Annotated in this window: 14 protein-coding genes and 1 other RNA gene; 5 read left to right on the top strand and 10 right to left on the bottom strand. The window is 63.2% G+C overall.

Features of this window, described 5'->3' with window-relative positions:
• Nucleotides 1–49 precede the first annotated feature (49 nt).
• The 5 genes from gcvH to WDB71_RS02285 all read right to left on the bottom strand — a co-directional run bounded on the left by gcvH (nt 50) and on the right by WDB71_RS02285 (nt 4,823).
• A complete protein-coding gene (gene gcvH / locus WDB71_RS02305) occupies nt 50–439 on the bottom strand; it encodes a glycine cleavage system protein GcvH (protein WP_341503035.1) in 390 nt (129 codons plus the stop codon).
• A gap of 50 nt (nt 440–489) precedes the next feature.
• A complete protein-coding gene (gene gcvT, locus WDB71_RS02300) occupies nt 490–1,569 on the bottom strand; it encodes a glycine cleavage system aminomethyltransferase GcvT (protein ID WP_341503034.1) in 1,080 nt (359 codons plus the stop codon).
• A gap of 113 nt (nt 1,570–1,682) precedes the next feature.
• Nucleotides 1,683–2,909 (bottom strand): UbiH/UbiF/VisC/COQ6 family ubiquinone biosynthesis hydroxylase, encoded by a 1,227-nt coding sequence (locus WDB71_RS02295; protein ID WP_341503033.1) that lies wholly within the window; start codon nt 2,907–2,909, stop codon nt 1,683–1,685.
• Nucleotides 2,910–3,062: 153 nt separating this feature from the next.
• Entirely contained in the window at nt 3,063–4,235 is a 1,173-nt protein-coding gene (gene ubiH, locus WDB71_RS02290; protein ID WP_341503032.1) for a 2-octaprenyl-6-methoxyphenyl hydroxylase, read from the bottom strand.
• Between the two features lie 24 nt (nt 4,236–4,259).
• Nucleotides 4,260–4,823 (bottom strand): UPF0149 family protein, encoded by a 564-nt coding sequence (locus WDB71_RS02285; RefSeq protein ID WP_341503031.1) that lies wholly within the window; start codon nt 4,821–4,823, stop codon nt 4,260–4,262.
• Nucleotides 4,824–4,962: 139 nt separating this feature from the next.
• Here WDB71_RS02285 and zapA point away from each other — a divergent pair, with 139 nt between their 5' ends.
• The 5 genes from zapA to serA all read left to right on the top strand — a co-directional run bounded on the left by zapA (nt 4,963) and on the right by serA (nt 8,022).
• Entirely contained in the window at nt 4,963–5,265 is a 303-nt protein-coding gene (zapA, locus tag WDB71_RS02280; RefSeq protein WP_341503030.1) for a cell division protein ZapA, read from the top strand.
• Nucleotides 5,264–5,444, top strand: a non-coding RNA gene (gene ssrS, locus WDB71_RS02275) — 6S RNA. Before zapA ends, ssrS begins: the two co-directional genes overlap by 2 nt.
• A gap of 62 nt (nt 5,445–5,506) precedes the next feature.
• A complete protein-coding gene (locus WDB71_RS02270) occupies nt 5,507–6,022 on the top strand; it encodes a 5-formyltetrahydrofolate cyclo-ligase (protein ID WP_341503029.1) in 516 nt (171 codons plus the stop codon).
• A 36-nt stretch (nt 6,023–6,058) separates the two neighbouring features.
• Complete coding sequence (gene rpiA / locus WDB71_RS02265) at nt 6,059–6,715, top strand: ribose-5-phosphate isomerase RpiA (RefSeq protein ID WP_341503028.1); 657 nt, start codon at nt 6,059–6,061, stop codon at nt 6,713–6,715.
• Between the two features lie 77 nt (nt 6,716–6,792).
• Complete coding sequence (gene serA, locus WDB71_RS02260) at nt 6,793–8,022, top strand: phosphoglycerate dehydrogenase (protein ID WP_341503027.1); 1,230 nt, start codon at nt 6,793–6,795, stop codon at nt 8,020–8,022.
• 42 nt (nt 8,023–8,064) lie between these two features.
• Here the strand turns inward: serA and WDB71_RS02255 are convergent, their stop codons facing one another.
• From WDB71_RS02255 to WDB71_RS02235, 5 genes are all read right to left on the bottom strand, one after another.
• Complete coding sequence (locus WDB71_RS02255; RefSeq protein WP_341503026.1) at nt 8,065–8,979, bottom strand: hypothetical protein; 915 nt, start codon at nt 8,977–8,979, stop codon at nt 8,065–8,067.
• Between the two features lie 145 nt (nt 8,980–9,124).
• The gene (locus tag WDB71_RS02250; protein ID WP_341503025.1) at nt 9,125–11,035 is read right to left on the bottom strand and encodes an EAL domain-containing protein; all 1,911 of its coding nucleotides are present in this window, start codon (nt 11,033–11,035) and stop codon (nt 9,125–9,127) included.
• Entirely contained in the window at nt 11,032–11,703 is a 672-nt protein-coding gene (locus WDB71_RS02245) for a transglutaminase-like cysteine peptidase (RefSeq protein ID WP_341503024.1), read from the bottom strand. Before WDB71_RS02245 ends, WDB71_RS02250 begins: the two co-directional genes overlap by 4 nt.
• A 249-nt stretch (nt 11,704–11,952) precedes the next feature.
• Nucleotides 11,953–12,222 carry a hypothetical protein gene (locus WDB71_RS02240; RefSeq protein ID WP_341503023.1) on the bottom strand — a complete coding sequence of 90 codons (270 nt, stop codon included), beginning with the start codon at nt 12,220–12,222 and terminating at the stop codon, nt 11,953–11,955.
• Between the two features lie 8 nt (nt 12,223–12,230).
• Nucleotides 12,231–19,046: a retention module-containing protein gene (locus WDB71_RS02235; RefSeq protein ID WP_341503022.1), complete on the bottom strand. Its 6,816-nt coding sequence runs from the start codon at nt 19,044–19,046 to the stop codon at nt 12,231–12,233.
• Nucleotides 19,047–19,153: the final 107 nt, after the last annotated feature.

Below are 19,153 nucleotides of genomic sequence, written 5' to 3'. Positions count from 1 at the left end.
AACAAAGCCCCGACGCTGACGCCGGGGCTTTGTACACACTGAACAGGGCTTATTCTTCTTCGATGACGGCCTGGTAGCCTTCGGCGTCGAGCAGGTCTTCCAGCTCGCCTTCGTCACTGGCCTTGACGCGGAACAGCCAGCCGTCGCCATAGGGGTCGGAGTTGACGGTCTCGGGGGCGTCTTCCAGGGCCTCATTGACGGCAACGATCTCGCCGGTCAGCGGGGTGTAGACGTCGGAGGCGGCCTTGACGGACTCGGCCACGGCCACGTCGTCGCCGGCGTTCACTTCACTGCCCACTTCCGGCAGCTCAACGAACACCATGTCACCCAGCAGCTCTTGGGCGTGTTCGGTGATACCGACGGTGTAGGTGCCGTCACCTTCCTTGCGAACCCATTCGTGGGAGGAGGCGTACTTCAGCTCGTTGGGGATGTTGCTCATTGTTTTTTCCGTTCCTTCAATTTGGGCCTAAAACGGGTGACTCAGTTAGGTTAGCAGACCTTTTTGCCGTTACGCACAAAGGCCGGTTTGACGACTTTCACGTCCACCAGCTTCTTGCGCATCTCCACCTGGGCGGTGTCGAAGTCGCCGGCCGGGACGCGGGCCAGGGCGATGGAATGACCCAGGGTCGGCGAGAAGGTGCCGGAGGTAATGACGCCTTCACCGGCTGCGGTGATGACCTTGAGGCCGTGGCGCAGCACGCCCTTTTCTTCCATCACCAGGCCCACCAGCTGTTCGGTACCGTCGGCCTTGTGCTGTTCGAGAGCGGCGCGGCCGATAAAGTCGCGCTCGGCCGGTTCCCAGGCAATGGTCCAGCCCATGTTGGCGGCCAGGGGAGAGACACTCTCGTCCATGTCCTGGCCGTACAGGTTCATGCCCGCTTCCAGGCGCAGGGTGTCGCGGGCACCCAGGCCGCACGGCTTGACGCCCGCTTCGACCAGGGCGTTCCACAGCGCAATCGCTTGCTCCTGGGGCACGGAAATTTCGTAGCCGGCCTCACCGGTATAGCCGGTAGTGGCGATGAAGAGCTCGCCGGCCTGGACGCCGAAGAAGGGCTTCATGCCGTCCACGGCGGCCTTCTGCTCGTCGCTGAACACGGCGGCGGCCTTCTCTTTGGCCTTGGGGCCCTGGACGGCGATCATGGCCAGGTCGTCACGCTCGGTGACGCTGACGCCATGGGCTTCGGCGTGCTGGCGGATCCAGGCCAGATCCTTTTCGCGGGTGGCGGAGTTGACCACCAGGCGGAAGAAGTCTTCGGTCAGGAAGTAGACGATGAGATCGTCGATGACACCGCCCTGCTCGTTGAGCATGCCGGTGTACAGGGCCTTGCCGGGCACCTGCAGCTTGGCTACGTCGTTGGCCAGCAGGTGACGCAGGAAATCACGGGTCTTGTCGCCCTTGAGGTCCACCACCGTCATGTGGGAGACATCGAACATGCCGGCGTCGCCCCGCACGGCGTGGTGTTCCTCGATCTGGGAGCCGTAGTTGATCGGCATTTCCCAGCCGTGGAAGTCCACCATCTTGGCGCCACAGGCCAGGTGGGCGTCGAAGAGCACGGTTTTGTTGGTCATGATAATTCCCTTGTCTTGGTCGCCGCCGGGGCGGCGTTTCCGGGGAGGCCGCAGGGGCCCTGACTGGGTGGGAATTATACAGTCTGAGGCGGCTTTGAGAAAGCCGCCGGGGATCATGAAAAAATCTTATGCGAAGATGCCAGCTTGTCCAGCTCGGCAAGGGCAGCCTTACCCCTTGCTTCATCGATAAAAAGCCGTTTCAGCGGCGGCAGCCTGTCGACCCCGGAAAGCCCCAGCCTTCTTGCAAATTTGACTAATGGATTGCCGCTGACGAAACCGTTTTTCAGGGCGCCCATGGCGGCCAATACGGCCAGGGCATCGGTCTTGCGCTCGCGGCCGTAGGGGGCCAGCACCTTGAGGCTGCCCGGATCCTTATCCAGCGCCCGCGCCGACAGCAGGTGGGAGGCCAGGGCGATGGCATCCTTGAAGCCCAGGTTCACCCCCTGCCCCGCCAGCGGATGTATGGTGTGGGCGGCGTCCCCGACCAGGGCGATGCGCTCCTGGACGAAGTCCCGAGCGAAACGGGCCCTGAGCGGGAAGCACTGGCGTTTGGACAGGACCCGGGTCGCGCCCAGGCGGTTGTCGAAGGCCAGGCGCAGACGCTGGTTGAAGCCGTCGTCGTCCAGGGCCATCAGCGCCTTGGCTTCTTCCGGCGTGGTGGACCAGACGATGGAGCACTGATCCTGCTGCCACAGCGGCAGCAAGGCCAAAGGTCCTAGGGGCTTGAAGACTTGCCAGGCGGTGTGCTGGTGCGGTTCCTGGGTCTGCACCGTGGCCACCAGGGCGTGGTGGCCATAGTCGCGGAAGCTGACGGGCATGTCGGCCAGCTCACGGACCCGGGAATGGGCACCGTCGGCGCCCACCAGCAGCCTGGCACTGACAAGCTGGCCATTGTCCAACGTGGCCAGCAGATGCTGTTCGGAGCGGGCGAAGCTGGCCAGGCTGGCCGGGCAGATCAGGCTGACATTGGCCTCAAGGCGCAGTTGCCGCCACAGGGCCAGCTGGATCTGGCGATTCTCGACGATGTGGCCAAGGAGGTCCGCCTGGATCTCGGCAGCACTGAAATGGATGGCGGCGCTGCTGTCCTGCTCCCACACATGCATGTCGGCGTAGGGGCCGGTACGTTCGATATGCTGCCAGGCGCCAAGCCCCTCCAGCAGGGCACGGGAAGCGTCGGAGATGGCGCTGACCCTGGTATCGGCAATGGCGTCGAAGTCGCTGCTGGGCTCTACACCGTCCACCAGGGTGACGCGGAGCCCGCCCCTGGCCAGCATCAGCGCCAGGGCGGCACCGACCATGCCGGCACCGTTGATCAGCACATCGGTTTCATTCAGTTGCATCAGTCTCTCCAGGTTCCCTGCCGCCAGGCAGCACCCAATTGCATACCGGCACTGTTAATGAGTACATCGGTTTCATTCAGTTGCATCGGCTTCTCCAGCTCCCCTGCCGGCACCCGGCAGCGGCCACCAGCGCATCGGTTTCATTCAATTGCATCAGCTTCTCCATCCCAGCATCTGCCAGGCCAGCTTTTCCTTGAGGGCGGGCAGGTGGTGCAGGGCCGACAGCCCCAGGTTGCGGCCCAACTTGAGGCCGGCCCAGTCGTTGGCGAACAGGGACACCAGGCCGTCTGTGGTGCCTATGGTGCGGCGCAGATCGGGCTCGCGCCTGGCCTGCCACCTGGCCAGGGCCTGGTAATGGCCGGGATCGTCCTGGTCCCTGAGGCAGGCCAGCAGATCCACCAGATCCCGAAGGCCCAGGTTGAAGCCTTGGCCGGCGATGGGGTGCAGGCTGTGGGCGGCATTACCGAGGATCACCGAGCGGTGGCCGCGGATCTGATCGGCGGTGATCAGCTTCAAGGGATAAGCGTGGCGCAGGCCCACCGCTTCTATGGCGCCCAGGCGCCAGCCGAAGCGGCGCTGCAGCTCCCGGGCGAACTGGTCGCTGTGCAGGGCCAGCAATTGTTCCTGTTCTTCTGGGCGTACGCACAGCACCAGGTTCATCCGGCCTTCGGTCATCGGCAGCAGCGCCAGGGGACCGGTCGGGGTGAAGCGTTCATAGGCCCAGCCGTCATGGGGCTGGCTGGTCTGTATGTTGGCGATGATGGCGGTCTGGTGATAGTCCTGAACCTGGTGGCCTATGCCCAGCCTGGCCCGGCCCGGGGAATTGCCCCCTTCCGCCACCACCAGCAAGCGGCAATGAAGGCGAGTGCCGCTCTTAAGGGTCAATGCGTGGCCGTCGCTACCCTGCTCCACCGCCTCCAGGCTGTCCGGGCAGTGCCAGCGTACCCCGCTGTCGCCCAGGCGCTTGTGCAGCAGAGCCCCCATGTCCCTGACCGCCAGCACCTGGCCCAGGGCATCGACCCGGTAGTCCTGGCGGTGCAGTTGGGCCTGGCCGAAGCCGCCGCGCTCGGAAACATGGATATGGTGGATGGGCTGGGCCAGCTTGGCCAGTTCGGGCCACAGGGCCAGCTCTTTTAACGCCTCGACGGAGCCCGCCGACAGGGCGATGACCCTGTCGTCGAAGCTGGGCTGGAGTTCATCCCGGGGCGGCACCAGCTCGACCACGTCGACGGTCCAGTCGGGGTGCTGGCGGCTCAGGCCCCAGGCCAGGGTCGCCCCCACCATGCCGCCCCCCAGGATCACGACATCAGTATCTCTGTGCGCCATTGTCTCGCTTTCCGACCGTCGGCCTCAGTGCAGGGTCTTCTGGGACGCCTTGGGCTGGCGGCCCAGGCTGTTGAAGACCAGCATGGCCACCACCCGCAGGTATTCCTCCACTTCCATGAAGGCGGCCTCGGTTTCCTCGTCTTCGTCCACGTCGTCGGAGAGGTTGGCGATCTCGGCCAGATCCGCCAGGGCTTCTTCCACGTCGGCGGAGACCTTGCTGCCGCCGGCCTGAACGCCGTAGGCGGCCAGGAAGCCCTGGGCCCACTGGGTCAGGGCCCGGGTGCGTTCGGCCAGGGTCGCCTCTTCCTCGGGCAACAGCAGCTCCAGGGCGAATTCGGCGGACGCCAGCTGCTGGCGGATCTGCTCATAACAGAGGCTCAGTTGTTCCAGCACCGGCGCCGCCAGCGGCTGGCTGTTGTTGACCAGATCCTGGACCAGGCCCTGGTAGCCCTTGGCGTCCATGTCCAGGCCACAGGCCTGCAGGCCGGTGAGGATGCCGTGCAGTTCGGCCGGGGTGGTGGTGAGCTGGTGGCTTTCCAGCAGATCCATCAGCTCGCCATAGGAGGCAAGATTGGCGGTTTGGCTCATATTCATATTCTCGAAAGCGCTTTGGCGCTATCCTAACACAGCCTGAAATGCCAAGGGCTTGATCCAGTCCGGGGCAATCTTTATAGTCGCGGCCCTCGTTTGCCAAGGGCCCGACCGCTATCACCAGCAGGAGAAATGGATGACAGCCGATGCCGTCGACATCGTGATACTGGGACGCCGCCACCATGTGGCCTGTCCCCCAGGTCAGGAAGATGCCCTGCGCACCGCTGCCGCCAATCTGGAGAGCCGCCTGCTGGATCTGCGCAGCAAGGCCGACCTGCAAAATCGTGAGCAACTGCTAACCCTGGTGGCCTTGAATCTCAGCCATGAATTGCTGCTTGCCGAGGGGCGCGGCCGTGAGTATGCTGAAGCCATGGATCGCAAGATCAAGGTCCTGCAGGACACCATAGAGCAGGCCCTGATCGGCAAAACAACCGAATAAGTCCCTGGAGTGTGCGTCAGCGGGTTAAGTCCCTGAGCCGATATCCATACCTAAGGGTGTTTTCCTCGCCGCTACTGAGCAGGCTCAGCCTGTACTGAGAAGCCTACGGTGGCGATCAAGCACCCGCCTTGAACCTCAGGGTTCAAGGGCAGCGCCTGCAACGGCACTTCGGGGCACCTTTCCCATGGATCACCGCCAACAGCTCCGCCAACTGACCCGGCAACGACGCCGCCAACTCTCGATGAGCCAGCAAAGGGACGCGGCCCGGGCCGTGGCCAGACAGGTGCTGTCCCTTCCGGAAGTACAGCGGGCCAACACCCTGGCCCTGTACCTGGCCAACGACGGCGAGCTGGATCCGGCGCCGCTGCAGAGCGCCCTGGGCGAGCGGCAAAAGCGCTGCTGCCTGCCGGTGCTGCACCCCTTCAAAAAGGGCCACCTGCTGTTCCTCGAACATGCCCCCCATGGCGAGCTGACCTTCAACCGCTTCAACATTCCCGAGCCGCCCCTGGATGTGACCAGGATCTGGCCACTGGCCACACTGGACGTGATCCTCACCCCCCTGGTGGCCTTCGATGATGCCGGCAACCGCCTGGGCATGGGCGGCGGCTTCTACGACCGCACCCTGGCCAGTTACCAGGGCCATATCATCGGCCTGGCCCACGACTGCCAGCAGGTGGATGCGGTGCCGGTGGAAGCCTGGGATCAGCCGCTGGAAATCATTGTCACCCCGGGCGGGGTCAAACGTTTCCGGCGCTGATATAATGGCGCCCAATACCCATCAGAGAGCAATGTCATGACCCAGGACGAATTGAAGAAGGCGGTCGGTTGGGCCGCCCTGGAGTACGTTGAGGAAGGCAGCATCGTCGGCGTTGGCACGGGTTCCACCGTCAACCACTTCATCGACGCCCTGGCCACCCGCAAGCACGACATCGAAGGCGCGGTGTCCTCCTCCGAGGCGTCCACCGAGAAGCTCAAGGCCCTGGGCATCGAGGTGTTCGACCTCAACAGCGTCTCCGAGCTGTCCGTCTATGTGGACGGCGCCGACGAGATCAACCCCCACAAGCACATGATCAAGGGCGGTGGCGCCGCCCTGACCCGGGAGAAGATCGTCGCCGCCGTCGCCAAGCAATTCGTCTGCATAGTGGACCAGAGCAAGCAGGTCGAGGTGCTGGGCCAATTCCCGCTGCCGGTGGAAGTGATCCCCATGGCCCGCTCCTACGTGGCCAGGGAGCTGGTCAAGCTGGGCGGCGATCCGGTCTGGCGTGAAGGTGTGGTCACCGACAACGGCAACCTGATCCTGGATGTACACAACCTGGCCATCACCGATCCGGTAGCCCTGGAAACCCGCATCAACGCCATAGTGGGCGTGGTCACCAACGGCCTCTTCGCCGCCCGCGGCGCCGATACCGTGCTGGTGGGCAGCCCCGAAGGCGTCCAGACTCTGTCGTGACACCAGGGCAGGCTTGACCTGCCCTTGGCACCGATGATACGAAAACGTTTTCTAGAGCAATAACTCAAGGGCGCGCCATGAACCAGTTTTCCCTCGACAAAGACAAGATCCGTTTCCTGCTGCTTGAAGGGGTTCACCAGAGCGCCCTGGAGAGCCTGCGCTCCCAGGGCTACAGCAACATCGAGTACCTCAAGACCTCCCTGCCCGAAGACGAGCTCAAGGCCAAGATCGCCGATGCCCATTTCGTGGGCATCCGCTCCCGCACCCAGCTCACCGAGGAGATCGTCGCCGCCGCCGACAGGCTCTGCGCCGTGGGCTGCTTCTGCATCGGCACCAACCAGGTGAACCTGGAAGCCTGTGAGAAGCGCGGCATCCCGGTCTTCAACGCGCCCTTCTCCAACACCAGATCCGTGGCCGAGCTGGTGCTGGGGGAAATTCTGCTGCTGCTTAGGGGCATACCCGCCAAGAGCGCCGCCGCCCACCGAGGCGTCTGGCTCAAGACCGCCAACAGCAGCTTCGAGGCCAGGGGCAAGACCCTGGGCATCATCGGCTATGGCCATATCGGCACCCAGCTGGGAGTGCTGGCCGAGACCATCGGCATGAAGGTACGCTTCTACGATATCGAAACCAAGCTGGCCCTGGGCAACGCCCAGCAGGTGAACAGCATGGGCGAGCTGCTGGCCCAGAGCGACGTGGTGTCCCTGCACGTGCCCGAGACGCCCCAGACCCGGATGATGATGGGCCAGGCCGAGCTGGAACAGATGAAGTCCGGCAGCATCCTCATCAACGCCTCCCGTGGCACGGTGGTGGACATCGACGCCCTGGCCATGGCCCTGGACCAGAAGCACCTGGCCGGCGCCGCCATCGACGTCTTCCCGGAAGAGCCCAAGTCCAACGAAGACGAGTTCCGTTCGCCGCTGCAAGGCTTCGACAACGTGATCCTCACCCCCCATGTGGGTGGCTCCACCCAGGAGGCCCAGGCCAACATCGGTGTGGAAGTGGCCCAGAAACTGGCCAAGTACTCCGACAACGGCTCCACCCTGTCGGCGGTCAACTTCCCCGAGGTCAGCCTGCCGGCCCACGAGGGCAGCTCTCGCCTGCTGCACGTCCACCACAACCAGCCCGGGGTGCTGACCCGCATCAACCAGGCCTTTGCCGAGCGCGGCATCAACATCGCCGCCCAGTACCTGCAGACCTCCAAGCACATCGGCTACGTGGTCATGGACGTGGATACCGGCCAGGCCGAGGAGGCCCTGGAGCAGCTCAAGAGCATAGAGCACACCATAAGGGTACGGCTGCTGCACTGAGCCTGAGGCAGAGAAAAAGCCGGCATCAGCCGGCTTTTTTTTTTATCGGTCGAATTCGGGCTCGGCCCCATAGGGCCTGGAACCATCCCGGTTCCTGAGCAGCCTCAGCGACCACATGTAGTCCCGCAGGCAGAGCCGGATCAGTTCTTCATAGGCCTGGTTCATGGCCGTTGCCGAGGCAAGCTCCTCCTGGGGCACCTGTTCCAGGGCCGGCAGGACATGCAGCACGAAACGGGCCTGCTCGGCGTCATAGCCGCAGATCACCGGCAACACCTTGGCCTTGGCCGCCCGGCTCAGCCGGCCCAGGGTCGGCAGGGTACACTTTTCGGTGGCGAAGAAGGGGGCGAACACCGAATTCTCCAAGCCATGATCCTCGTCGGCCACGTAGAAACAGGGCTGGCCGCCGCGGATGCTCTTGACCATGGCGCACATGCCGGAGCCACGCTCGAACTGGCTACCGCCGCCACGGATGCGCTGGCGGTACATCATGTAGTCGTATACGTCATTGCCGGTGGGCTTGAAGATGTTGCACAGCGGCACGCCATTGAGGATCAGCTTCTTGGCCGCCCAGTCCAGGGCAAAGGTATGGGGCGTCAGGAAAATGAGCGGACCTCGGTTGGCCAGCACCGCTTCCAGGTTTTCATGGCCGCGGATCTCGACCCGGGACTGGATATGCTCGAAGCTGCGCCAGCTGAGCTCCCCCAGGGACAACACCGTCTGGCAGAAGGCCTGGACATTGCCAACGAACAGTTGTTCCGCCTCATCCCTGGTCATTTCCGGGAAACAGGCCTTGAGGTTGGTCAGCAGTATTCGCCGGCGCTTTTTCAACAGCCGGCTGCCGGCCAGCCAGCGGCCAAGGGCCCGGGCCAGGCGGTCGCGCGGACGTACCGGTACCAAGGCGAAGCACCACAACAGGGCGATCAATAACCAGATGCCCCAGTGACGGGGATGTAGCAAGCCGAGACAGAATTTTTGATGGTAACAATAAGGGCTCGTTGTCATTTTGTGTCGTATAGGTTGCGGCCCAGCCGGGCATTTGACCTCAAGGGCCTGCCAAGCTCAACCGTTTTTACCCCCAAGGCCTGAATTCGTGAGGGGGATCTCACTGCTCCGATGACTGAGGTGGATGGATAAAGCCCTGGTAGCCATCCAACCCCATCTGGCTCAGCAACGCCAGTTCATCTTCGCTTTCCACCTTGGTGGCGATGACCTGGATCCCCAGGCCCTTGGCGATGCGCACCAGGGCCCGGACCACTTCCTGCTGCTCTAGGTGCTCCCTGTCATAACAGGCCAGGCTCTGATCCAGCTTGATGTGGTCCGGGGCCAGCTGGTGCAGGTAGCTGAGGGACTTGAGTTGACGCCCGACATGGTCGACACCAAAGCCGATATGGCGTCGCTTCAGCTCCCGCACCAACAGCTGGCTGGCGTCCGGCTCGGCCAGCACCAGATCTTCACTGAGCTCCACGCCGATATGGATATCCAGAGGCAGCTGATCCAGCTGGGCCAGCATATCCGCCGGTTCCCGCAGTGAGTCCAGGGACAGGTTGAGCACATGCTCCCGTTCGACGGACATCAGCCCCTGGTCTGCCAGGGAGCGCAGTATGACCAGATCAAACTCCCGGCCAAGGCCGAACTGCTCGATAAAGGGCAGGAAGACCCCGGCGGCAAACTGCTGCCCATTCAACGCCAGGGACGCCAGCCATTCCCGGTGCAGCTCCTGATGGTCCTGCAGGCTGCAGGCCGGATGGAACTGGAGCTGGAAGTCGCGGCTGCTGATGGCCTGGCTGAGGGCCTCCTTCCAGGTGCTCTGGCAGAGGTGCCCGTCCCTGGCCTCATCAAAGACATGGACATGGGGCTCCTGCTGCCAGGCGACATGCAGGGCATTGTCCGCTTCGGCCAGCAGCTCGGACACCGACACCTGGCCGCCACCACAGACCAGCGCCAGGGCCCAGCTGTCCGCGTCCTGGTGGTGGGACAGGGTCACAGATGCCAACACTTGGCGCAGCTGCTCGAACCAGGCGGCAAGCTCGCTGCCAGTCAGGGAGGCACGCAGTACCGCGAATTCGGTTTCCCCCAGCCTGGCCACCAGGTTGCGGCCGCCTGCAAGGCACTGCCCCTGCAGACGCTCGGCAATTTCCCTGACCACGGCGTCCCGATCGGCGAAGCCCTCCTGGCGGTACAGGCTGGACAGCCAGCGCAGATCGGCGATGCAAAGGCCGCCGACACCACCTTCGGCCAGCCAGGCCTTGAGATGAAGACGCAGTTGGGTACCGTTGGCCAGCCCGGACACGGCATCCACCTGGGTGCTCAACCTCAGCGCCCGGATCTGCTGGTCCTGGCTTTCGAACATGGACTTGAGGCGGGCGCTCATGTCGTTGATGGCCACCACCACCTGCTTGAGTTCCGCCGTTCTGGGCAGGGTCAGCGCTTCGTCGAAGCGGCGCTGGCTGATGCGCCTGGCCTGTCTGGCCACCTGCTTCAGGGGCTTCATCAGGTAGCGAAGCCCCCGCCAGACCAGCAACAGCACCACCAGGTACAGCAGCCCCAGGGTCCACAGCAGGTGCAGGCCGGTACGCCACAGCTCCTGGTAGGCGACACCGGGATGGGCCTCTATGGTCAGGGTGGCCAGCTGCAGCCAACCGCTGGTCAGCACCTGCTCCTGTTTCACTGTAGGAAACAGCGGCAGGGCCAGGAACCAGTCCGGCACGTCGAAGACCTGGAGGGCGTTTTCCTTGACCAGCCTTTGGCCATCCTTGTGCCAGACCAGGGTCATTCGCCTGTAATAGCCACCATCAAAGACCGATTGCAGGACGGTATCGACCCCGGCCTTGTCGTCCTGCTTCAGGTAGGGCGACAGCGACAGGCCCAGGGCGGTGGCGGCATTCTGGACATCGTTTTCCATCTCCCGCGCCAGGGCCTCCCTGGAGGTGGTCAGTTCGATGCTGTATACCGCGACCAGAATGGCCAGGAAGCTGGCATTGAGCAGCAGCAGTATTTGCCTGTACAGGGTCATGGCGATGTCTCCAAAGAGATGAGCGGCCTGTTGAAGTTCTGGATCCGGTAACGCCTGTTGAGCTCGCTCCACAGTTTCAGGCGGTCGCTTTCCCCCACCAGGGCCCCGCGGCCCTTTTCCTTGCTGAGCCAAAGCCGCTTGCCGTTGAAGGAATAGATGGGATCCAGATCGCTGCGGCGATCGGCGCTCTTGATGTCGGTATCCAGGTTGTCGAGGATCAGGGGGTAGGCATCGTCCCTGGGGTAGTAGGCCAACACCATGTGGTATTGGTTCAGGCGCAGGGCCTTGACGTAGGTCAGCCGCATCTTGTCCTGGGGAATACCCAGCTCCAGCAGGCTGAAGTATTTGGCAATGCTGAAATCCTCGCAGTCACCGCCATTGACGCCGATGAACTCCAACGGCGTCGCCCAATAGTCCCGCTTGCCCCACAGCAGGCTGTCGTCGGTAAACACCAGCTGGTTGAAGAAGTCGTTGACCGCGGTCAGCTTGTCCAGATCGGACCGGGCCTTCCCCTCGCTCAGCAGGGCCTGCCAGGCCTCCAGGCGCTGGCCGGCGGCCTGGCCATAGGTGGCGATGAGCTGCGGTTTGACGGCGTTGAAATCGAAGCTCCCCTGGCCCGCCAACAGCAGGCAGGGTAGACCCAATGCCCAGAACCAGACCGTCTTCACACCATCATCTCGGTCACCGCATTGATCGACAGTGTAGATGCTCCCCCGCAAGTCGTACGCCCTAGCTCTTGGCCCTGTTATCGTTCTTGCGAGGCCCCGAGCACGGGGCCAAGCGGGTGCTCCAGTCCCCATTTCTGGCCGGTAATGACAGCCACCACGGTCAGCATGCCCTGCCCTCTTTCAAGCGCTGGAGCACGGCCTGTTTGGGCCCTTCCACTACCAGCCGCCCCTGGTTGTGAGTCACTATGCTCAGCTGAGCAGCAGGATCTGGGGCATGGGATAGCGACGCAACCCACTGACGGACAGCCTGAGCAGCCTGGTCCTGTAGCCGGCCCTGGCTGCCACCCCGGGCAAAAACTCAGGAGACAAGCCGGCATCACCCAGTGGCACCCCGGCCGTCAAGGCCTGCTGCGACAAAGGCCTGCCATCCCTTGCCAGGATCCACAACAGGCAGTCCAGCAGGGTGTCCGGCGTTTCCGCCTGGTTGACGGACCACTCCTTCACCCTGCCGACTGTCATGGCGCCTCCTAGACCAGATGCTCTACATCCATCGACAGCGGCGCCACCTCCGGCCCGATGCCGGCCGTACTTGTGCTGACACCATCGACGATCAGCAGGCCGTCCTCCAGTAAGCCACTGATGATGTCGCTATCGCCATCTCCGTAGATGGCCTGCAAATCAACATCTTGGTAGACAAAACCCTGGTCGGCACCTGAGCCGTCTCCCTGGGCATCCACCGCCATCAGGGTGTCGTCGCCCACCACGGCAAAGTCCAGGTACTGGTCGAGATTACCGGCGCTCTCGCCTTGCAGCAGATCCGACAGATCCAGGGGTTCCGCCAGGGAAACGACCGTCAGGCCGGCATCGTCCTCGGCGGACATCCGCGACATCTGCTCGTAGAGGGCGGCCAGATCGTTGTCGGGCTCGTCTATGGTGATGGTGAAATCGGAGCCGGCACTGTCACCATCGCCATCAACCACATCCACATGGAAGTTCAAGCTCTGATCATCCGGCAGGATCTCATTGGAGGTGGTTGCCCCCAGCAGGCGAACATCGGTGACGCCGACATTGTCTATCTGGACACCATAAAAACCGCTGAAACCATCCGGGGTATCCAGGGATACCGTCTCACCATCGCTGACCAGATGCTCCACATAGATGGGTTGGTTATTCCCATCCAGCAAGGGATCACCATTTTCATCCAGGAAGGTGAATCGGATGACCGCATCGGGGCTGTTGTTACCCTTAAGCTGGAAGGTAAAGGAGGCCTGATCAATTTCCTTGGCAACATCCGGATGGGTTGCATCGTCCTGGTCACCGGAATCCGGTAAACCATCATTGTTGCCATCGGCATTGCCGTCGAAGAAGTCGACAAAGAGCGTTTGACCACTGCTGAGGAAATTGTTGTCCACCCCTATGCCGGGCACGCTGGAGTTGACCGTGCTGCCGGCTGTGGTGGTAAAGCGAATGTCCGTTTCCAGCGCCACCGGATCCGACGAGTTTTTGGAGAGCAGGATATCCTCTGCCCACAGCTCCGCCTGGTTGCCGCCATTGGCGTCGGTAAAGTCTGACGACTCGGGAATACTGGGATTAGGCGTGACCAGGTTGAATTCATAGGTGCCATCGACCTTCATAAACAGGGTAAAGAAGGTCTCGGTGCCCTGCTCCGTCTGGAACTCGACCGTCAGCATTTCTCCCTGGTAGTTGCCATTACCGTCGTAGATATCCTCCCTGCTGGTCAGGGTGCCTTCCCCCAGATCATCGAGCAGGGTGACATTGATGCCGGCCGGTGAATCCACCGTATTGACCGGATCGGTACTGAAATCATCGGCGCCGCTGTCGACTGTCCAGTTCCGGGTATAAAGGCCGACCAGGTTATCGACCTGGGTATCCCCAACCTGCAGCTCCGGCAGATCGTCGGTCACGGTGACCGCGACGGTGCCGCTGGCATTGTCGCCGTCCGCCTCCAAGGCCTGCACCTCGATACCGCTGATGCTCAGGCTATCCACGCTGAGATCATGGGGCAGGTTGTCCAGCAGCTGGGCGGTCACCGTTACCTCGCCGCTGGCACCGGCGGCAATGGCACTGCCGACCAGGCTCAGCACCAGTATGGGGCTGCCGCTCAGGCTGCCGATCAGGTTACCACTGCCGTCCGTGCTCCAGGTCAGGCTGCCGTCCAGGCCACTGACGCTGATGCCGGCCGTGCTGCCGAAGGCAAAGCCGGTGATGTCGTCGCTGCCGGCGGTGAAGCTCAGGGTACCGGCGTCGCTGTCGGTGTTGCTTCCTTCGGTATCGGCATCGTCCACGACCAGGCTCAGGCTGTCACCGCCAAGTGGATCGGCGCCGTCAGCAATATTGATGGTGTGGCTGGCACTGTCGATATCGCCATCGCCGTCGGTGGCCTCCAACGTGAAGCCGATGCTGTCGGCGGCGCCGTTGCCGGGCTCGAAGGTCCAGGTGCCGTTGGCCAGCACCGTCAATATGCCACTGCCGGTGTCGATGGCCTCACCCAGGCCATAGCTGCTGCCGTCGTACCAGACCAGGGTGCCGGCACCATCGGCCCCCTCGTTCAGGCTCCAGGTACCCGCCACGGTAGCGCCACCTTCGATGGCCATGGTGGGGCCGGACAGGGTCACACCCGGCAGATCGTCGACGATCTCGATGTCCAGGCTGGCGTTGGCACTGGAGCCGTCGTCGTCGGTGACCACCACCGCCAGGCTGTCCACATAGCTGCCGTCGCTGGCGCCGGCCTGGCTGTCGTTGTCGACGTTGTCGTCCAGGGTGTAGCTGTAGGCGATTTCGCCGCCGTTGGCGTCTCCCACGAAGCCGGTCAGCACCAGGGTGCCGTAGGCGGTGGTGATGCTCACCGGGTTGTTGCCCAGGTCCTGCAGCTCGGCCAGGGTCAGTGTGGTGCCGCCGATGTTGATGCTGGCCAGGCCGTCTGCCGCCGTGAAGGTAAAGCTGCCGCTCTGGGTCAGGGCGCCGTTGTCAGGTGCCGAGCCGTCCGTCAGGTTGGCTTCAAGCACCGTCTGCTCGGAGCCGTCCAGGCCGCCCAGGGTCACGCCGTCGTCGGCACCATGGATGGTGATGGTCAGGGTGGCCGTGCTCTGATCACCATCGGCATCGGCCATGGCGTAACCGATGTCGAAGCTCAGGCTATCGCCGGCGCCTAGGGCCTGCACCGCCGCCGCATTGTTATCCAGCTCGAAGCTGTAGCTGCCGTCGCCATTCAGCACCAGGGTGCCGTACGGGGCCAGCGCCTGGATGGCCGCCGCCGCATCGTTCCAGTCCACGAACACCGCGTCCTGGTCGGCACCGGCCTGGTCGTTGTCCAGCACCTGGCCGTCGATGAGGTTGTTGGCATCGTCTTCGGTGACGCTGTTGGCGTCGTCCTGGGCCGTGGGCACATCGTCGATGATGGTGATGTCCAGGCTGGCGTTGGCGCTGGAGCCGTCGTCGTCGGTGACCACCACCGCCAGGCTGTCCACATAGCTGCCGTCGCTGGCACCGGCCTGGCTGTCGTTGTCGACGTTGTCGTCCAAGGTGTAGCTGTAGGCGATTTCGCCGCCGCTGGCGTCTCCCACGAAGCCGGTCAGCACCAGGGTGCCGTAGGCGGTGGTGATGCTCACCGGGTTGTTGCCCAGGTCCTGCAGCTCGGCCAGGGTCAGTGTGGTGCCGCCGATGTTGATGCTGGCCAGGCCGTCCGCCGCCGTGAAGGTAAAGCTGCCGCTCTGGGTCAGGGCGCCGTTATCAGGTGCCGAGCCGTCCGCCAGGTTGGCTTCAAGCACCGTCTGCTCGGAGCCGTCCAGGCCGCCCAGGGTCACGCCGTCGTCGGCGCCATGGATGGTGATGATCAGGGTGGCCGTGCTCTGATCGCCATCGGCATCGGCCATGGCGTAGCCGATGTCGAAGCTCAGGCTCTCGCCGGCACCCATCGCCTGCACCGCCGCCGCATTGTTATCCAGCTCGAAGCTGTAGCTGCCATCGCCATTCAGCACCAGGGTGCCGTAGGGGGCCAGCGCCTGGATGGCCGCCGCCGCGTCGCTCCAGTCCACGAACACCGCGTCCTGGTCGGCACCGGCCTGGTCGTTGTCCAGCACCTGGCCATCGATGAGGTTGTTGGCATCGTCTTCGGTGACGCTGTTGGCATCATCCTGGGCCATGGGCTCGTCGTCGACGATGGTGATGTCCAGGCTGGCGTTGGCGCTGGAGCCGTCGTCATCGGTGACCACCACCGCCAGGCTGTCCACATAGCTGCCGTCGCTGGCACCGGCCTGGCTGTCGTTGTCGACGTTGTCGTCCAGGGTGTAGCCGTAGGCGATTTCGCCGCCGCTGGCGTCTCCCACGAAGCCGGTCAGCACCAGGGTGCCGTAGGCGGTGGTGATACTCACCGGGTTGTTGCCCAGGTCCTGCAGCTCGGCCAGGGTCAGTGTGGTGCCGCCGATGTTGATGCTGGCCAGGCCGTCCGCCGCCGTGAAGGTAAAGCTGCCGCTCTGGGTCAGGGCGCCGTTGTCAGGTGCCGAGCCGTCCGCCAGGTTGGCTTCAAGCACCGTCTGCTCGGGGCCGTCCAGGCCGCCCAGGGTCACGCCGTCGTCGGCGCCATGGATGGTGATGGTCAGGGTGGCCGTGCTCTGATCGCCATCGGCATCGGCCATGGCGTAACCGATGTCGAAGCTCAGGCTATCGCCGGCGCCCAGGGCCTGCACCGCCGCCGCATTGTTATCCAGCTCGAAGCTGTAGCTGCCGTCGCCATTCAGCACCAGGGTGCCGTAGGGGGCCAGCGCCTGGATGGCCGCCGCCGCGTCGCTCCAGTCCACGAACACCGCGTCCTGGTCGGCACCGGCCTGGTCGTTGTCCAGCACCTGGCCATCGATGAGGTTGTTGGCATCGTCTTCGGTGACGCTGTTGGCATCATCCTGGGCCATGGCGACATCGTCAACGACGGTGACCGACACTGTTCCAGATACGGGATCGCCATCCACGTCACTGCCAATGACGATGCCGGAGACGGTGATCTCATTGTTGCCATCAGCATCCGGATGAGGGAAGGCGTCCAGCAGCTGCGCGGTCACCGTGACGTTGCCGGTCTCGCCAGGGGCAATCTCGGACCAGTCGATGGCCAGCACAATGGCCGCTTCACCATTGATGAGGCCAATCATGGACTGGCCGTCGGCACTCAACTGCCAGGTGAGATCGGCGATGAAATCGCCGTTGACATCAACGGTGATGCTTTCCGGTGTCATGAAGTGGAAGTCGCCCAGGGCATCGGAGCCTGCGGTAAAGAAGAGGTCGCCCTGGGCGGCATCTTCGATCTCGGCTTCCTGAACGGTCAATGCCAGCTGGCTGCCCCCCGTGGGATCGCTACCGTCATGGATACGAATAAGGTGACTGTCACTGGCCAAGTCACCGTCAGCGTCGGTAGCCAGCACCGAAAATTCCATGGCGATCTGGTTGCTGTTATCCAGCCCCAGAGCCGCCTCAAAATACCAGCTGCCGTCAGCCAGTACCGTCAGGGTACCGACGCCCGTATCTATGGCCTCACCCAGGGCATAACTATTGCCGCCAAACAGCACGGTCAGGGTGCTGCCATCGGCGCCCTGATCCAGTGCCCAGCTGCCGGTTACTCCCTCCCCTTCGACGACCTCGGTTGCCCCATCCAGGGTCACGTCCGGTGTATCGTCAATGACGGTCACCGAAACGGTGCCCGAAACCGCATCGCCATCCACGTCTGTGCCGATGACAATGCCGGAGACGGCAATCTCGTTATTGCCGCCACCTTCGGGATGGGGGAAGGCATCCAGCAACTGCGCAGCCACGCTCACGTGCCCGGTTTCACCCGGCGCTATGTCAGACCAGGTGATGGTCAGGATGATGGCCGCTTCGCCATTGATGAGGCCGGTCATGGTCTGGCCGTCTTCGCTCAGCACCCAGGTGAGGTCGGTGATCAGATCGCCACTGACATCTATGGCGATGTTTTCCGGGGCCATGAAATGGAAGTCGCTCAGGGTGTCCGAGCCGGCGGTAAAGAAAAGATCCCCCTGGGCGGCATCCTCGATCTCAGCCTCGTCCACGACCAGCTGCAACTGGTTTCCACCTGAGGGATCCGTGCCGTCATGAATGCGAATGAGGTGGCCATCACGGGCGATGTCACCATCGCCGTCCGTGGTCAGCAGTTCAAACGCCACGGCTACCTGATTGCTGTTGTCCAGGTCATTGGTGGCGGTAAAGGTCCAGGAGCCATCTGCCAGTACGGTCAAGAGGCCTACGCCGGTGTCGATAACCTCGCCCAGGCCAAACTCGCTGCCGTTCCAGAGCACGGTGACCTCGGCACCGTCTGCGCCGGCCACCAGCTCCCAGGTGCCGGAAATGCTTTGTTGCTCCAGCACGTCGCCTTCACCGGCCAGACCTATGCTGGGCATATCGTCGAGGATCTGGACGACCAGCTGGTCCGAAGCCGTGGAACCATTGCTGTCCGAAAGCAGCACCGTCAGCGTTTCAAAAACACTGTCACTGCCGGCATCGTGCAAGGCATTGTCGGACAGCTGGTACTGGTAACTGACCTCACCGCTGGCCGGGTCGAAAGCCACTATGGTGACGGTGCCGCTGGGCGTGGCGATAGTCCCTCCCAGGAACACGCCATCGGCGATGACGGTGACACCACCTATGACCAGATCGTCCAGGCCATCGGGAGTCTGGATGTTGAAGGAGCCACTGCCCACCAGGGCACCGGCATCGGGAGAGCTGCCCTCGGGAAGGTGCGCTTCATTGGCACTGAGTTCCCCGCCTTGAGCGGCGGGGGTGAGCCCGGAAATGGTTACGGGGTTGTCGTTCTCGATGAACTGGTCTTCAACCCGTGGTGCCTGTCCTGCGCCGCCTTGGGTGGGATCCGTATCGTAGCCGGCCGCGGCTATGGTTTCGTCGCCGGTGCGGCCAACTTCAACGAAGCCACCGCCTTCATTGCCGGCCGGCGCTCCCGCCGCCGGTGCCGGACCGGCCGCTGCCGCTTCAAAAAGCTGGGTGGGATCAACGCCCTGCAAAATGGCCGCCTGCAGCTCGGCCTGCTCCGACTCGCTTGTCAGGGAGGACTCTGAGCCAGGAGCCGTTATCGTTTCGACAACACCGGTCGCCACCATGCCCAGATCCGGGCTGCTGGCATAGTGGAGGCTGCCGCCATCCTCATACTCAAGCTCAATACTGGCGCCGTCGGCCAACAGCAGGACATCGCCCGCTTCGACCCTGGTGCCTGATAAGAGCAATTCCTTGGTACCTTCCTGCGTCCTTACCCAGACATCGCCGTCCAGGATCACCAGTTTTCCACCGGCATTGACCGTTAGCTCTTGCATACGTCACCCCTCGTTGATGAGGCGCACTTACCCAAAATCGAAACAGAATAAGCAAGAGGCGGGACGTTATAGTGTGGTGTTGTTGAGTCGCTCGCCTTTATCCCCTG

The organism is Gallaecimonas sp. GXIMD4217, from assembly GCF_038087665.1.
Lineage (GTDB): Bacteria > Pseudomonadota > Gammaproteobacteria > Enterobacterales > Gallaecimonadaceae > Gallaecimonas.
Note: the sequence above shows the minus strand (reverse complement) of the source record. Positions and strands in the feature narration are given on the sequence as shown.

What these genes read in the sequence shown, in the direction of transcription:
- gcvH (WP_341503035.1), bottom strand. Translation starts at nt 439, where the DNA reads ATGAGCAACATCCCCAACGAGCTGAAGTACGCCTCCTCCCACGAATGG.
- gcvT (WP_341503034.1), bottom strand. Translation starts at nt 1,569, where the DNA reads ATGACCAACAAAACCGTGCTCTTCGACGCCCACCTGGCCTGTGGCGCC.
- WDB71_RS02295 (WP_341503033.1), bottom strand. Translation starts at nt 2,909, where the DNA reads ATGCAACTGAATGAAACCGATGTGCTGATCAACGGTGCCGGCATGGTC.
- ubiH (WP_341503032.1), bottom strand. Translation starts at nt 4,235, where the DNA reads ATGGCGCACAGAGATACTGATGTCGTGATCCTGGGGGGCGGCATGGTG.
- WDB71_RS02285 (WP_341503031.1), bottom strand. Translation starts at nt 4,823, where the DNA reads ATGAGCCAAACCGCCAATCTTGCCTCCTATGGCGAGCTGATGGATCTG.
- zapA (WP_341503030.1), top strand. Translation starts at nt 4,963, where the DNA reads ATGACAGCCGATGCCGTCGACATCGTGATACTGGGACGCCGCCACCAT.
- WDB71_RS02270 (WP_341503029.1), top strand. Translation starts at nt 5,507, where the DNA reads ATGAGCCAGCAAAGGGACGCGGCCCGGGCCGTGGCCAGACAGGTGCTG.
- rpiA (WP_341503028.1), top strand. Translation starts at nt 6,059, where the DNA reads ATGACCCAGGACGAATTGAAGAAGGCGGTCGGTTGGGCCGCCCTGGAG.
- serA (WP_341503027.1), top strand. Translation starts at nt 6,793, where the DNA reads ATGAACCAGTTTTCCCTCGACAAAGACAAGATCCGTTTCCTGCTGCTT.
- WDB71_RS02250 (WP_341503025.1), bottom strand. Translation starts at nt 11,035, where the DNA reads ATGACCCTGTACAGGCAAATACTGCTGCTGCTCAATGCCAGCTTCCTG.
- WDB71_RS02240 (WP_341503023.1), bottom strand. Translation starts at nt 12,222, where the DNA reads ATGACAGTCGGCAGGGTGAAGGAGTGGTCCGTCAACCAGGCGGAAACG.
- WDB71_RS02235 (WP_341503022.1), bottom strand. Translation starts at nt 19,046, where the DNA reads ATGCAAGAGCTAACGGTCAATGCCGGTGGAAAACTGGTGATCCTGGAC.